A 15,039-nucleotide genomic window follows, 5' to 3' on the forward strand; every position below is an offset into this window, starting at 1 on the left:
ACGGGCGGCGTCGGCGCGCTGACCTATACGGTGCAGACCACCGTGGGCACCTACGGCACCATCCACATCAATGCCGACGGCAGCTACGTCTACACGCTGACCAGCAACCACCTCAACGCACAGGCCAATGACGGCGTCCAGACCATCTCGGGCCTGGAGAACTTCACCTACACAGTCACCGACAGCGTCGGCAACACCACCACGGGCAACATCACCGTCAGCATCGTCGACGACGTGCCGACGGCGGTCTCGCCGGACCACGCCTTGCTGTTGAATGGAGCGGGCAACCCGGTCACATTCGCTCTGGACGCAGACCACACGCTGGCCAACAACTACGGAGCGGACGGCCCCGGCACGGTGCAATTCGCAGCGTCTCTCGACGGCGTGGACAGCGGCCTGACGTCAGGCGGCGAGCACATCATCTACGACGTGTTGGCTGGAGGTCATACCTTGGCCGGAATTGCCAACGGCGTGACGGTGTTCACGATCGCGCTCGATCCCCAGAACGCCACCTATTCCGTGGACATGAACGCAACGGTCGACAGCCTCACCAAGGTCGATTTCACCGGGAGTGGCTATTCGTTCGTGGGCGGGAACAAGGATTGGACAGGTTTTGTCCCGCAAGGAGATTCCGTGTCCAGTCCAATAAACAACAACAGTGCCGATCTTCTGCTGACGGCGATCGGTGGTACCGTCAACACCAGTTCAGTCGCAGGCGGCGTTGGCACTGGCGCCTCTGTCGGGTCAGGGGAAACATTCCGTACCGACTTTGTCCAGGATTTGAGGACCCAAGGCGCCGCAGGCTATCAGTTCGACCAGCATTACAACACGAATGACGCATCGGCGGTAATCACCGCGACCAGCGGATCGAAAATCCAGATATCGGCGTTCGACGACCATGATACCAACACTAATCTTGTCGGTGAAACCACCAACGTTGACAGGTCGCTGGATGCGATTACGAAAGTTTTCGTTGGATATGGTGGCGAATCATGGACTTTCACTTCAACTGGCAACCATCTCATCGGCGGGCCTGTACACCGTTACGTTCAATGCAGACGGAACAGTTGCGGTCGACGGTGTTTATGGAACGGGCGGCGCGCAGGCTGTCGGAACCGAGATCGCGGTTTCGACCAGCACCGGCTTCAACAGTGTCGAGTACCACTATTTGGAAGGCGACACATTTAAGATCGGAGAGTTCGGTACGGCCGTTCAGTCCACCGATCCCGTTAACTTCAACCTGCCGATCGAGATCGTGGATGCAGATGGCGACAAAGCGATAAGCGAGATCGGCTTGACGCTGAGTGGCACCGGATTTCAGAATCATTCGGCAGATGCTGAAGGAGCTTCCCATACCTACACGTCGACGGCGGCCTTGCCTAATATCATCGGATCTGCTTTCGACGACACGATGACGGGCGACGGTTCCGCTAATGTGCTATATGGAGGAGCCGGAGCCGATAACTTGAACGGAGCTGGTGGCAACGACACGCTTATCGGCGGTGCCGGTATCGACATCCTCAATGGCGGCGACGGCAATGACCTTCTCATCGGAGGCCTCGGCCAGGACACCATGACCGGCGGAGCGGGCGCCGACACATTCAAGCTCGACAGCCTGGACATCAATGACCTCATTGTCGACTACAGCGGTATCGGTGGGCAGGGCGACAAGATCGACCTGACAGCCCTGTTCGACTCGGCTCCTGCCAATATCGGCAACTTCGTGAACTACGATGCGGGAACCGGCGCGCTGAGTGTCGACGCCAGCGGTTCGGGAGATCCGGCCAATTTTGTGCAAGTGGCGGAACTCGTCAACCACCCCGCTGCCAACACGATCACGTTGCTCTACGATGATGGCATAACCCAGCATCAGACCACGGCAGACGTGGTGTAACACCATGGCGCTTGGCCATACGATTATGTTATACATCGGCTATATCGAGGGGAGTTCATCATGAAACGTTATGCAAGACTGCTTGTTTCCGCTGCGACGCTGTTGCTGGCAGTCGGGTCGACGGGGTATGCCGCCGACATCATCGACGGTCCCACCGGCGACTATTGCCGTGTCGTCGGCACCTCCAACCTGGTGCTGAACGACAACATCGTCGATCTGAAGCAGGAGGTTGTGAAGTTGATGGACGAGTCGGTTGCCGTCGCCAACAGCTCGGAGTGGATCAACTCGTCGCGGCCCGTCTTCGTCTGGGCGTCGGAGGCCAAGGTCGCTTGCGGCAAGGCCTATGGCTACCTGAAGACGAACTACAAGGACGAAGACTACCTCAACAAATGCGAGTGTTTTCACGATCGCATGGTCGAGTACATGCACTGACCGGATAGGCGAACCCACGCCTGTTGGCCATCATGACAGCCGACGGATCCTTCCTGAAGGCGGTCGCGGGCGCGATCGTGTTGTTTGGCTTTGTCCAAACGGTCACGCCGGCCAGTGCCAACTGGCTGGAACGACCATCCGTGAAACCACAGCTTTCGTCCGGACTGAAGCAATCGGTGCGCTGTGATCCGGCCACGGAGTGGACCCGGCAGGCTTTCAAGGCATTTGCGAGTTGCCAGGCATCGATCTATGGCCTGGAGCCGATGCTGGCGCATGCGGTGATGGAGATCGAAAGCGGCTTTGATCCCGACGTGCAAGGCGGCGACGGCGAAGTCGGCCTGATGCAGGTGATGCCGGCGACCGCCAGGATGCTCGGCTTTCGAGGTTCCCTGGACGATCTGAGCGCGCCGGCGGCCAACATCGCGCTGGGGGTCAAATATCTTGCACAGGCCAACAGGCTGGCCGCGGGCGATCTGTGCACCACCGTCATGAAATATCGCGCCGGGCACAATGAAAGCCGGTTCTCGGCCCTTTCGGTCCGCTACTGCCAGCGTGCGCGGGCAATCCTGGCAAGGGAAGGCTTTGAAGTGACCGGGCCTTTGCCGGTGGCGACGTTCGGCTTTTCCGCATTTTCGCCGGGCGGAGAGGGCGGAGCCCCTGCCCAGGCAAAGGGCGTCTGCGTGCGCCGCGTGTTCGTGCCGGGGCCGCGATACATGAAATGCGCCGACTATCGAAGTGCCGGGCAAGCAAGGCAGATCAGGACGCTCAGAGGCAGGCTTTTCGGCGGCTAAAAGAACTACAGACGGCACTGCAAGTCCGCCGTAACATGCGTTGAAGACCAGACCGGGAACAATATCCGGCGGCACATAGGGGTGGGAGCATTCATGGAAGCTGGCCGACAGGTCCACTGTCCGCGGACATGGGCAATCGCCTTGGCGCTCGCCGCGATCTTATCGGGCTGCCAGTCGAAGGGCGGCGTGTCTGAAGTGCTCGATCCGGCGGCGATTGCCGCGCCTGCCGGGCAGAATGGCGCCGCCGGTGCCGGTCCCGTCCAGGCGACCCAGTCGCTGGGCACCGGTTCGACCAAAGTCACGATGCTGCTGCCGTTGTCCGCCCCCGGAACGGCCGGGGAAAACGGCAGGAAGATGCTCGATGCGACCAAGCTGGCGATGACGGATATCGGCAACGGATTGCTGACGCTGACGATAGAGGACACCAAGGGCGACAGCACGCAGGCCAGCAAACTGGCAGTAACGGCCATTACGACGGGATCGAAAGTCGTCATTGGCCCGACCGAGCTGCCGGCAGCCCAGCATATTGCCACGCTTTCGGGATCGAAGCGGCCACCGGTTCTGGCGCTTGCCGACAATTTCGCCGGCGGCGCCGGGGTTTATGCCGTGCTCCTTGGCGAGGCGGACAGCGCCGCAGCCGGCGCCGCGGGACTGGCTGCGAAAGGCAGCAAGAAGTTCGTACTGCTTGTCGCGGACGGTCCAAACGCCGGCGCCATGGAGAAGCGGGTCGCAAACAGCCTCAGCATCTACGGCGCGGCGCTTGCGGTCACTCTCCGATATTCTGCCGGCGATGGTGGCGCGAAGGCGGTCGACGAAATGGGCTCACTCGTGGACGCCCCCGACGCCGTCATTGTCGCCAGTGGCAATGGCAGTCCGGCGCCTATCCTTGCCGCCCTCAAATCGAAGGGCATTCCGGGAAAGACCATCTCCGTCGTCGGAACGAACCGTTGGCTGGAGCACCCCATGGATCCGCTCTTCGAGGGGGCGTTTATCGCCACGCTCGATCCAAGTGAAACCGGGCCGATCGCCGACCGCTTCAGGACGACATACAACTATCCTGCCGACGTCAACGTGGCCTATGCCTATGATATGGTTGCCTTGACGGCAGGGATTGCCAGCGCGGTCGGGCCTGATGGTTTCAGCAAGAAAGTTCTCGAAAATCCAAACGGCTTTCGTGGCTCGACCGGCCTGTTCCGGTTTCGGGCCGACGGATCCAGCCAACGCTCGATGCCGTTCTATCGGATTGAAAAAGGTGCGCTCAAGCTGGTTGCCAAATCGACGTCGGGTTTCTGACCGGCGCAAATCCCCGAGATCTTGTTCAAGCTGATGGCTAGGCCGGGCCGCAGCCGCTTGGCGATCGCGCTCGGAAGCTTCCTGCTTCTGGCCGGTATCCTGCTGATCATTCAGGGCGGGGCGTTGCTTTCGGTCGATCGGCCTGTCCGTGCCCCGTCGCCGGATGTTGGCGATACCCGGCCTATCCGGCCGGTTGCCCCGGTTGCCGGCGCGCAACGCCTGGAGCCGGCGCGCAAGGTTGCTCAAGACCTGATCGCTCCGCCACGGCTTGATCCCGCTGAGATCGAACGGGCCGAGCCCCGTCCGCCACTCAGCGAGCTCGGTCTCGCCGTGCCCCCGAAAACGCCAATGCCCGGGGATTGGCGGGAGGTCTTGCTCTACCGCCCGATCGCCACATCGTCGGCGATGTTCGAAGCCATGGGCCGCAAGGTGGTCATCAGCGGAGTGCGAGGCATCGATCTCGACAGCTCCTGCTCGTTTCATGACGTCATCTGGCCTTGCGGCGTGCGCGCCCGCGCCGTTTTCAATTCCTGGCTGAGGGGACGCGCGCTGCACTGTTTCGTACCGCCGGACGTCGAGCGTTTTGCCGTCGCCGCACCATGCAGGCTGGGCAAGCAGGATGTTGGCGCCTGGCTTGTCTCCAACGGCTGGGCCACGGCGCTGCCGAGCGGCATCTACGGCAAGGCGGAGGCGACAGCCCGAAAGGCTGGGATGGGCATATTCGGCCCGGCGCAATAGCCTGCCATTCATTCCCTGATGTTTTGTTTGTTAACCGCCACGGGCGCAGCCTTGATGGGGTCATCGCGCAATCGATTAAATTGCAAGCTTCCTTGAAACTGAAATTGCAACACACCGGCCTTATACCAGCCCAACCACAGGAGATCGGCCAGTGATAAAGACTATGGCGAGCACCACCGACCAGGCATGGAAAAGCGTCGCTTTGCTGACCTTTCTGGGAACCGCTGCAATCCTGGGCGTTTCCGTCGGCCTCAATTACCTGCTCCTGTTCTCCGAGGCGCTGACGCCATTTGGGCGCAGCATGATCACGGCAATCCTGTTGCCCGTTGTCCTTGGCGTTCCGCTTTTTCTGTTCGTTGGATTGAAACAGATCGAGCTTCGTCGCTATCGCCGGGAACTCGACAAGTCGGCAACCTTCGACACCATGACCGGCTGCCTGAACGGAGCGGTCTTCACGTCGATGGTCGAAAAAAGAACGGCACGGCCGTCGGTGCCGGGGCCGAAATCGGGCGCCTTCCTGGTCATCCATTCGGAACATCTGCGGTCCATCAACCTGCGCTTTGGTCTTGAATGGGGCGATCAAGCCTTGCGGCTCATAGCCTCGACCATACAATCGTCGGTGCGCGCGGAGGATCTGGTTGGACGCATGGGGACGTCGATGTTCGGGGTTTTCCTCGCCGGCGCGACCGAAGCAGAAGCCAGGGAAATCGGCGAGCGTATCAGTGCGCGCATCGCGCAAGTCTATTTCGCGCCAAAAGGGACGGAGGATGCCCTGACCGTCAAGGTCGGCGGCGTGGTGTTCGAAAACCAGGTGGAGTTCGCGGACATGTTCCGGTCCGCCGAGCAGCGCATGGCCGGCGTCCAGGACGGAGCCGCGTTTGAACTGACGCATCTCCATAGCTGACCGTCGCTGGGAACCAGAGCCATTCGGAAACCAGGGGAACTGTCGGACGCGGCCGCGGTTACGCTGAGGACGGGGTAGCCCGTGAAGACGCCGCCCAGGTTTCGGCGATGGCGACGATCGCGGCGTTGATCGGTCCGCTCGGGATCGCCGGCATCACCGAGGCGTCTACGACAAAGGCATTGTCGAAGCCGTTCAGCCGCAAGTCAGGATCGACGACGGCCTCAGTGTCACGACCCATCCGGCAGGTGCCGGCCGGATGGTGATGGGTGGAAGCAGCCCTGGCGATGAAAGCATTGAGTTCGGCATCGGACTGAACCGGTGCACCTGGCAGGATCTCCGTATCGCGCCATTCGTCCAGGGCCGCATGATGGCCGACCATGCGCGCCCGCTTCAACGCCATCCTGAATGTCGCGCGATCGTGTTCGGTTTCGAGGTAATGCGGGTCGATGACCGGCGCATCGTTGCGGCTCGGGCCGCTCGGTGTGATGCGCCCGCGGCTTGTTGGATGAGTGACGCCGCACAGGATGGTAAAGGCCGAGCCATAAAGCGGGGTCTTCAGGCCCTCGGCCGCCGACGGCGCGACGACGCAGGCGAGCACGATATCGGGACTTCCCGTGGAGCGGGTCGGGTCGTCGCTGTGCAGGTACATCAGCGATTCGGAGTGCTGCAGGCGGGAGGGCGGCACCGGCTTCTTCGTGCTGTAGACATTGCCGAGAGCCAGCAGATGATCCTGCAGGTTGCGGCCGACATCGCCGCGATCGGCAAGGCAACGTATGTCAGCTTGCTTCAGCGTATCGGGACAGCCAATGCCCGACCGCATGAGAATGAGCGGCGTGGATACTGCGCCGGCGCAAAGGACGATCCGGTCGGCGGACAGCGTTCCGGTCTCACCCTCGCACACCACGCTCACGCCCGTGATCTTGTGGCCGTCCAGCACCAGGTGCTCGACCTCGTGGCCGGCAAGCAAGGTCAGGTTCGGCCGCGCCATGACCTGCAACGACAGATAGGCGTCGGCGACGCTCAGGCGCTTGCCGTCACGTATGTTGAGTGAATTGGGACTAGTGCCGACCAGTTCGCCGCTGTTGTGGTCGCTCAGGGCGGGAGCACCCATGGCGCGCCCGGCGGCGATGTAGGCCCGCACGACCGGACTGACCTCGGCGTCCGGCAGATAGACGTCCAGCGGGCCACACTTGCCGCGTGCCGGCCCGTCGAAGGCAGTGAAGGCTTCGCTGCGGATGAAGCCCGGCAACAACCCCCGATAGGACCAGCGCTCGCCGCCAGCTTGCGCCCAGGGTTCGAAATCATCGGCATGGCCGCGGACATAGGCCATTGCATGCAGGCAGCTCGAGCCGCCGACGATCCTGCCGCGCGGCCATTCATGGACGCGGTTGGCGGTGAAGGGCTGGGGCACGGTCCGGTAGCTCCAGTCGTAGGCGCGGCCCTGGAGCATCGTCCATTTCAGCGGATCGGCGATGTCGGGATCGGCCGGCATCGCCCCGGCCTCGACGAGGCCGACCTGGCACGACCGGTCTTCACTGAGCCGGCTGGCAACAACCGAGCCGGCGGATCCCGCACCGATCACCAGCACGTCGAAATGACGTTTCAATTTGAAATTCCCCGCACAGGCTCACTATCGGAAGCTGATACGATCACGCGGCAAAGGCGCCGGCATTCGACCGTTCCATGATCTGTCTCTGCACGGACAAAAGGTGCGCGCGCATTGCGGCCTCTGCCGCTTCGGGATCGCGCTGCGAGATCGCCTCGGCGATCAGGCGATGCTCGCCGTCGCGGTGGGCGATCCGCTTGGGGCAGGTGGGGGCTGCGGTGCGCGCAACCTTCACCCGCGCATCGACGCCGACCTGGCGCAGCATCTTGTAGAATTCCGCGGCGAGATGGTTGCGGGCCGCGGCAACGATCGCGAGATGGAAAGCGAAGTCGACCTCACCCGACGGGGCGTTCTCCGGCGTGGTTGCCGCGTCGAGGATCCGCGCCGTCTCGAAAGAGGAGGCGCGCAGCGACGCCAGTCGGGCAAGGCCCGGCTCCATGATCAGGCGCAATTCCAGGACCTCGATCGGATTGGTTACCCTGACCAGTTCCTCGCCATATCTCGGAAGGGCGGTCGGCGCCCGCCTGGCGCGCGCCGGTTTGAGGTCGCCCGAAAGGCGCAGCACTTCAAGCGCCTTGCGAAGCTGATGGCGCTTGACGCTCAGATGTTCCGCAAGATCGCGCTCGGACGGAAGCTTGCCGCCGCCCTGCTGCAACTGGCGGACCGCGGCGATGATGTCGTCGAGATCCGATGGTCCGACCTGCGGCTCGAATGCGCTCAAAACCAAATCTCCTGTCCGATCGGCAGACCGCCGACTCAACGTCCGGCATCATATTGTGACACGAAAGCCTGTTCGACGGCACTCAACCAATTCAACCAATCTACAGCTGTACGCAATGGTTGACAACACCAGTTGCGCGATGGTTGACTGCCCATGTCGACGGTTGCCATCGCGGCGGGCCGTTTTCTCCCGAGGATCACGCATGCCGGCTGGCGAAACCTTTGACTACGTCATTGTCGGTGCGGGATCGGCCGGCTGTGTGCTGGCGAACCGGCTGAGCGAGGACCCTGCCGTATCGGTGCTTCTGCTGGAGGCGGGGGATTGGGACCGCGATCCGATGATCCACATCCCGCTCGGCTGGGGCAAGATACTGACCGAGCGCCGCCACGACTGGATGTATTTCTGCGAGCCCGAGGCCAATGTCGGCGGGCGCAAGGTCGAATGCGCGCGCGGCAAGGTCATCGGCGGCTCTTCCTCCACCAACGCCATGGCTTATGTGCGCGGCAATCGCGGCGACTACGATCGCTGGGCGGCAAGCGGCCTGACGGATTGGTCGTTCGACAAGGTGCTGCCCTACTTCAAGAAGCAGGAGCGCTGGGAAGCGGGGGAAAGCCGGTACCGTGGTGGCAGCGGGCCGCTGAACACCCAGTTCTGCCGGTACAAGGACGAACTGATCGATGCCTTCGCCACAGCCAGCCGTGATGCCGGATACCCGCAGACCGACGACTATAACGGCGCCATACAGGAAGGCTTCGGCCGGCTGCAGATGACAATTGCGAACGGCCGCCGCTGCTCGACCGCGACCGCCTATCTGCGGCCTGCCATGCGCCGCGGCAACGTCAAGGTGCTGACCGGCGCGATGGCGACGAAGATCCTGCTCAGGGATGGCCGTGCAACGGGCATTGCCTACACCAGAGGCGGGGCGAGCCATGAAGTTCTGGCGCGGCGCGAAGTCCTGCTTGCCGGCGGCGTCATCAACACGCCGCAGCTGATGATGCTGTCAGGCATAGGCGACAGAGGTGAGCTCGCGGCGCATGGCATCGAGACGAAGGTCGATCGTGCGCAGGTCGGAAAGAATTTGCAGGACCACGTTTCGGTCATCCTGATGTATCGGCGCAAACAGCCGGGACCGTTTCTCAAGATGATGCGGGCCGATCGTATCGGGCTGGATTTCGTCAAGACCTATCTCACCGGAAAGGGCTTTTCGGGAGATGTGCCTGGCGGCGTCGTGGCATTCCTGAAGAGCGACGCAAGCCGGCCGCTGCCGGACGTGCAGCTGCTTTTCACCGCCGCACCGCTGGGGGCATGGCCTTACATGTCGCCGTTCAAGGCGCCGTTCGCCGACGGCTTTGCGACCCGTATCGTTGCGGTGCAGCCGGAGAGCCGCGGCAGCGTCAGGCTGGCGTCGAGCGATCCGGTCGCCGCGCCGCTGATCCACCAGAACTTCCTGTCCTCGCAGCGCGACTGGCAATCGCTTCGCGCCGGCTTTCGCGTTGCCCGCAACCTTGCCAGCCAGCCGTCCATGACCCCGTTCGTGGGCGCAGAGTTCTTCCCCGGCCCGAAATGCGAGAGCGACGAAGAGATTGACGAGCATATCCGCAAGACCTCGATCACCGTGCATCATCCGGCCGGCACGTGCCGCATGGGCGTCGATGCGGCATCGGTGGTCGATCCGGAATTGCGGGTGCGCGGCATCGCCGGACTTCGTGTCGTTGACGCCTCGGTCATGCCCGACCTCGTCTGCGGCAACATCAATGCGGCGGTCATCATGATCGCCGAAAAGGCCGCGGATCTGATCCGCAGCCGCGCTCAACAGAGCGTGGCGGCCTGATAGAGGCGGCCGGAATACAACCAAAGTCTTTTGGTTGAGACTGAAAAACTGCGTTGGTTGGACTGTCATGCGCGTCCGCATGGCCGTGGCGAAGCGGTTTCACGCCCTTGTTGCGAGCTGTATCTCGCGATTTCTAGGCTATTTTGCCTATTTCTAGGCATTTGCCTCCCAAAAATGCACCTCAACCAAAAACTTATAAAATTCGCAATTTGGCTATTGTCGAGCAAAACCAATGCGAATACGGTTGAGTTGGTTAGAAGTATTTTCTTCGTGACGAGAGGTGTCCGATATGTCCCTGGCGCAACCAGCTAACGATGTGCTCACCAACAAGAAGGCAGCACTCAAGGGCCTCTATGACGCCCTCTACGCAAAGAACATGTTTCCGTTCTGGGCGACGTCGGAAGGCGTCGATCATGACGAGATCAAGCAGCTGATGGCGACGTCGAAGGCCGTTCCCTTCGTGTGGTCCTATTCGGACATCGAGCCGCTGCTGCAGCGCGCCGCCGAACTGGTGACCATGGACGACAGTGAGCGCCGTTCGCTGATCCTGGTCAATCCCGGTCTTGCGCCCAAGCGTGCATCGGTCAGCACCATGTACACCGCCTACCGCCTGAACGATCCCGACGAGATCATGCCGCCGCACAAGCACTCGCCGAGCGCCATCCGCTTCGGCCTGACCGGCAAGGGCAACTTCACCGGCGTCGAGGGCGAAGACGTGGTCTTCGGCCCGGGCGACATGGTGCTGACGCCCAACGACGCCTGGCACAATCATGGCACCGTCGGCGGCGAGCAGGCGGTCAACCTGTCGGTGCTCGACCTGCCGCTGGTCGAAACGCTGCATGCCGTCCATTTCGATCACAAATACACCGAGATGGTCGATGGCAAGGAAGTCGAGAAGAAGGTGCAGACCGCCCGCTATCCCGGTGACTACTCACAGCGCATCTATGGCGAGGGTGGCCTGATGCCGCGTTTCGTCGACCACAAGCGCGGCGGCGGCCTGTCGTCGCCGATGTATGTCTATCGCTGGGAGAAGATGGAAGCGGTCCTCGACGCCCACAAGGATTGGGATGGCGACCCCCATGAAGGCATCGTCATCGACTATGTCGATCCGACCACCGGCGGCCCCGTCTTCCACACCATCAATTTCTACGTGCAGATGCTGCGCCCCGGCGAGAGGACCTTGCCGCAGCGCGAGACCGCCAGCCTGCTCTTGGCGCCGTTCCGCGGCAACGGCCATTCGATCATCGACGGCAAACGTTATGACTGGAACCAGTTCGACACCATCGCCATACCTGGCGGTTCCTGGGTCGAGCATGTCAACGGCTCGTCGAGCGAGCCGGTGATCTTCTTCGGCGCCACTGATGCGCCGACGCAGAAGGCGCTGCTCCTCTACAAGCGCTGGGGCCGCAACCAGGCCGGCGACCTGCTCCGCCTCGTCTAGTTTTCGGCCCTTCGGCAAGCACTGTCCCGCCGCGATTGGCGGCGGGGACATCGAAATGACGTTTCAGCAGCAAGGGCGTATGCATTTGGTTTCGGCGTTCAACACCAAGCAGATCGGCCATGTCGACTGTCCAGGCGGCGGCCAGGTCTGGGTCGATGGCAACATCCTTTGTATCGGTCACATGCGGCCGCCGAGCGGCACGACGCTGGTCGACATTTCCGACCCGCGCAATCCGCGCAAGATAGCCACGATCGATGTTCCGCCCGGCTGGCATTCGCACAAGGTGCGCGCCAAGGACGGGCTGATGATCATCAACCACGAGCGCTTTGGTGATGCCGGCCCGGCCGATTTCGGCGGCGGACTGGCGCTTTACGACACAACCAAGCCGGCGCAGCCCAAGCTCATCTCGAAATGGATAACCGGCGGCAAGGGCGTCCACCGCTACGACTTCGACGGCCGTTACGTCTACATCTCGCCGACCGCCGACGGTTATGTCGGCAACATCGTGATGATCCTCGACCTGATCGATCCCACGAAGCCGGTCGAGGTCGGACGCTGGTGGATACCCGGCCAGTGGACGGGTGGCGGCGAAGAATACCCGTGGCATGACTATGTCACGCCGCGTTGCCACCATCCGCTGCGCATGGGCGACCGGCTCTATGTCAGCTACTGGCATCACGGGCTGTTCATCCTCGACATTTCGGACATCACCAAGCCGAAACTGGTCTCGCACGTCAATTCGAGCCCGAGCTTTCCGCATCCCACCCACACCTGCCTGCCGATCCCGCAGTTGCTGAAGGGCCGCAACATCATGGTGGTGGCGGACGAGGATGTCGCCAAACTGCGACCTTCGCCGCCGGCCTTCACCTGGATCTACGACATCACCGACGAGACCAACCCGTTGCCGATCTCGACCTTCCAGGTGCCGGGCCTCGACCCGGATGGGGCGCCGCAACCGCCGATGACCGGCTGCCACCAGCCCTCCGAGCGGTTCAATGGAACCGTCATTCCGTTTGCATGGTTCGCGCAGGGGCTGCGCCTCGTCGACATCGCCGATCCGTTCGCGCCAAAGGAAGTCGGCCATTTCATGCCCGACGCGCCGGAGGGGGCGGAGCGTTCCTCGTCCAACGACGTGACCATCGACGACCGTGGCATCGTCTACCTGATCGATCGCATCCGTGGCGTCGACATTATCGAAACCAGCGTTCTCTAGGGGGGTATGTTGAGCGACAGCACGCGAAAATCCGCCAGCCACTACGCCATCGGCAACAAGAACCCGAACCTGCCGTTTCATCCGGCGGTGCGTGCCGGCGATTTCATCTTCGTCTCGGGCCAGGTGCCGAAGGACGAGAACAACAACATGATCAGCGGCACGATCGAGGAAGAGACGCTGGCGACGCTGAAGACCATTGCGCGCGTCATCGCGCATGAAGGCGCGACGCTGTCGGATGTCGTGCGGATCACCACCTATCTCGAGGATACGCGCGATTTCGGTCGCTACAACAAGGCGTTCCTCGAAGGGATCGGCGACGCCGTTCTGGCACGCACGACCGTCGAGGCAAAGGCCGTCATCAACACCAAGATCGAAATGGACGCCATCGTCTACAAGCCGCTGCCGGCGAGCAAGTAGACCCCTGGACACTAGCGAGGAGACGACATGTACAAGCTGTTAGGCCGCCAGACATCAGGCAACGTCCAGAAGGTGCTCTTCATGCTCGAAGAGCTGGGGGCCTCCTACAAGCGCGAGGATTATGGCCGCCAGTTCGAGAACACGCAGACGGCGGAATACAAGGCGCTCAACCCGACCTCCAAGGTGCCGACGCTGGTCGACGGCGACACCGTGATCTGGGAGTCCAACACCATCCTGCGCTATCTCGCGGCATTCGGCGGCGAACAGTTGAATGGCGCCACGCCGGCGGAAAAGACCGAGGTCGAGCGCTGGATGGACTTCCTGCTGGCGGCGGTCAATCCCGGCTATCTGGCGGCCTTCAAGGGCGCCAAGCTCACGCCCGAGGAACAGACCGCCGAATACAAGGAACAAGTGAAGGACCTTGTCGCGCAGCTCAAGATCGTCGACGGCCATCTGGCCGGCAAGGACTTCCTGGCGCTCGGCAAGCTGACCCTTGCCGACATTGCCTGCGCGCCGATCCTGAAGCGCTGCGTCGACTTCAAGATCGACCGGCCGTCAATGCCCAATCTGGAGCGCTGGGTGGCCGCAATCGCCGCCCGGCCGGCCTTCAAGGCGGCAACCACTGCTGCTCCCGCAAAGGCGGCATGATGATCAAGCGCGCCGCTCTCATCGGACTGGGAACGATGGGTCCAGGCATCGCCGCGCGGCTTTCGCGCGGCGGGCTCGATGTGACGGCGTATGATGTTTCGCCAGGGGCAATCGAGCGCGCCCGCGGCATGCTTGATCTCGCCGGCGGCGTGCTCGACCGTCTCGACATCAAGGCGCCCGGGACTGGCGCCGGCAGCGTGCGTTTCGTCGAGACGATCGCCGAGGCCGTCGATGGCGCCGAACTGGTGATCGAGAACGTGCCCGAGAATATCGACATCAAGGCGCAGACCTATCGCGACATCGATCCGCTGATCGGCCCGTCCGTCATCGTCGCCTCCGACACGTCGGGCATCCCGATCACCAAGCTGCAGGCGCATATCTCGCATCCCGAGCGGATGGTCGGCATGCACTGGTCGAACCCGCCGCACATCATCCCGATGATCGAGGTGATCGGCGGCGAAAAGACCGCGCCTGAAACCGTGACTGTTATCCGCGATCTCATCCGCTCGATCGGCCTGCTGCCGGTGGTGGTGAAGAAGGACATTCCAGGCTTCGTCGAGAACCGCGTGCTCTATGCGCTGCTGCGCGAGGCGGTCGATCTTGTCGAGCGCGGCGTCATCGAGCCGGAAGACCTCGACACCTGCGTATCCTGGGGCATCGGCTACAAGATCGCCGTCATCGGCCCGATGGCGCTGCTCGATATGGCGGGGCTCGACATCTACAAATCCGTCTCGTCTTTCCTCAATGCCGATCTCTCCAACCGCGACGATGTCGCGCCGATGGTGCTGGAGAAGACAGCTGCGTCGAAGTTCGGCATCAAGTCGGGCGAGGGCATGTTTGCCTACACTCCCGAGCAGACAAAGGCGCTGCAAGGTGAACGGGCGCGCAAGCTCGTCGCGGTGCGGCGCATCCTGGAAGGCCGGGAGTAGCCAATGTCACATGGTGCGCAGAGGGCAGGCCGGTTTGAGGAGTTCCACCGGTCGGCTGTTTGTGTGAAGGGCGCCTTCGCCATCAAGGTGGTGCGGGTGCGGCAGAAAACAGCGCGCGGGGCGACAAGCCATGCGCATTGAAACCATTCGAGCCGCCGGCGACAGGCCGGCCCATATCTGC

15 protein-coding genes are annotated in these 15,039 nt (G+C 62.4%); 13 read left to right on the forward strand and 2 right to left on the reverse strand.

Going from position 1 to position 15,039, the window contains the following annotated elements; genetic code table 11:
* The 7 genes from EN749_RS38790 to EN749_RS15990 form a co-directional block, all read left to right on the forward strand.
* On the forward strand, positions 1–1,188 hold a 1,188-nt coding region (locus EN749_RS38790), incomplete at its 5' end, for a VCBS domain-containing protein (RefSeq protein ID WP_245491413.1).
* Positions 1,169–1,894, forward strand: a complete 726-nt coding sequence (locus EN749_RS39440) for a type I secretion C-terminal target domain-containing protein (RefSeq protein ID WP_281061893.1) — start codon at positions 1,169–1,171, stop codon at positions 1,892–1,894. The genes EN749_RS38790 and EN749_RS39440, both read left to right, overlap by 20 nt.
* Before the next feature lie 60 nt (positions 1,895–1,954).
* A complete protein-coding gene (locus EN749_RS15970) occupies positions 1,955–2,326 on the forward strand; it encodes a hypothetical protein (protein ID WP_128363485.1) in 372 nt (123 codons plus the stop codon).
* Between the two features lie 32 nt (positions 2,327–2,358).
* Positions 2,359–3,117 carry a transglycosylase SLT domain-containing protein gene (locus EN749_RS15975; RefSeq protein WP_127811344.1) on the forward strand — a complete coding sequence of 253 codons (759 nt, stop codon included), beginning with the start codon at positions 2,359–2,361 and terminating at the stop codon, positions 3,115–3,117.
* A gap of 93 nt (positions 3,118–3,210) precedes the next feature.
* Positions 3,211–4,410 (forward strand): ABC transporter substrate-binding protein, encoded by a 1,200-nt coding sequence (locus tag EN749_RS15980; RefSeq protein ID WP_127809453.1) that lies wholly within the window; start codon positions 3,211–3,213, stop codon positions 4,408–4,410.
* A 21-nt stretch (positions 4,411–4,431) separates the two neighbouring features.
* Positions 4,432–5,148, forward strand: a complete 717-nt coding sequence (locus EN749_RS15985) for a thermonuclease family protein (protein WP_245481875.1) — start codon at positions 4,432–4,434, stop codon at positions 5,146–5,148.
* Between the two features lie 151 nt (positions 5,149–5,299).
* Positions 5,300–6,052 (forward strand): GGDEF domain-containing protein, encoded by a 753-nt coding sequence (locus EN749_RS15990; protein WP_127396970.1) that lies wholly within the window; start codon positions 5,300–5,302, stop codon positions 6,050–6,052.
* Between the two features lie 58 nt (positions 6,053–6,110).
* Here EN749_RS15990 and EN749_RS15995 read toward each other — a convergent pair whose 3' ends face one another.
* Positions 6,111–7,658 carry a GMC family oxidoreductase N-terminal domain-containing protein gene (locus EN749_RS15995; RefSeq protein ID WP_189367542.1) on the reverse strand — a complete coding sequence of 516 codons (1,548 nt, stop codon included), beginning with the start codon at positions 7,656–7,658 and terminating at the stop codon, positions 6,111–6,113.
* A 43-nt stretch (positions 7,659–7,701) separates the two neighbouring features.
* Positions 7,702–8,379 (reverse strand): FCD domain-containing protein, encoded by a 678-nt coding sequence (locus EN749_RS16000; RefSeq protein WP_013529856.1) that lies wholly within the window; start codon positions 8,377–8,379, stop codon positions 7,702–7,704.
* A 202-nt stretch (positions 8,380–8,581) separates the two neighbouring features.
* Here EN749_RS16000 and EN749_RS16005 point away from each other — a divergent pair, with 202 nt between their 5' ends.
* From EN749_RS16005 to fhmpcd1, 6 genes are all read left to right on the forward strand, one after another.
* A complete protein-coding gene (locus EN749_RS16005) occupies positions 8,582–10,210 on the forward strand; it encodes a choline dehydrogenase (protein WP_128363486.1) in 1,629 nt (542 codons plus the stop codon).
* A gap of 289 nt (positions 10,211–10,499) precedes the next feature.
* Positions 10,500–11,651 (forward strand): cupin domain-containing protein, encoded by a 1,152-nt coding sequence (locus EN749_RS16010; protein ID WP_128363487.1) that lies wholly within the window; start codon positions 10,500–10,502, stop codon positions 11,649–11,651.
* A gap of 55 nt (positions 11,652–11,706) precedes the next feature.
* Positions 11,707–12,864 carry a hypothetical protein gene (locus EN749_RS16015; RefSeq protein ID WP_128363488.1) on the forward strand — a complete coding sequence of 386 codons (1,158 nt, stop codon included), beginning with the start codon at positions 11,707–11,709 and terminating at the stop codon, positions 12,862–12,864.
* 6 nt (positions 12,865–12,870) lie between these two features.
* Entirely contained in the window at positions 12,871–13,281 is a 411-nt protein-coding gene (locus tag EN749_RS16020) for a RidA family protein (protein WP_013529860.1), read from the forward strand.
* Positions 13,282–13,308: 27 nt separating this feature from the next.
* Positions 13,309–13,929, forward strand: coding sequence for a glutathione S-transferase family protein (locus EN749_RS16025; protein ID WP_013529861.1), 621 nt, complete (start codon positions 13,309–13,311; stop codon positions 13,927–13,929).
* Positions 13,929–14,858 (forward strand): 5-formyl-3-hydroxy-2-methylpyridine 4-carboxylate 5-dehydrogenase, encoded by a 930-nt coding sequence (fhmpcd1, locus tag EN749_RS16030; RefSeq protein WP_128363490.1) that lies wholly within the window; start codon positions 13,929–13,931, stop codon positions 14,856–14,858. The genes EN749_RS16025 and fhmpcd1 overlap by 1 nt, the downstream gene beginning before the upstream one ends.
* Positions 14,859–15,039: the final 181 nt, after the last annotated feature.

This window comes from Mesorhizobium sp. M7A.F.Ca.ET.027.02.1.1 (assembly GCF_004022985.1).
Lineage (GTDB): Bacteria > Pseudomonadota > Alphaproteobacteria > Rhizobiales > Rhizobiaceae > Mesorhizobium.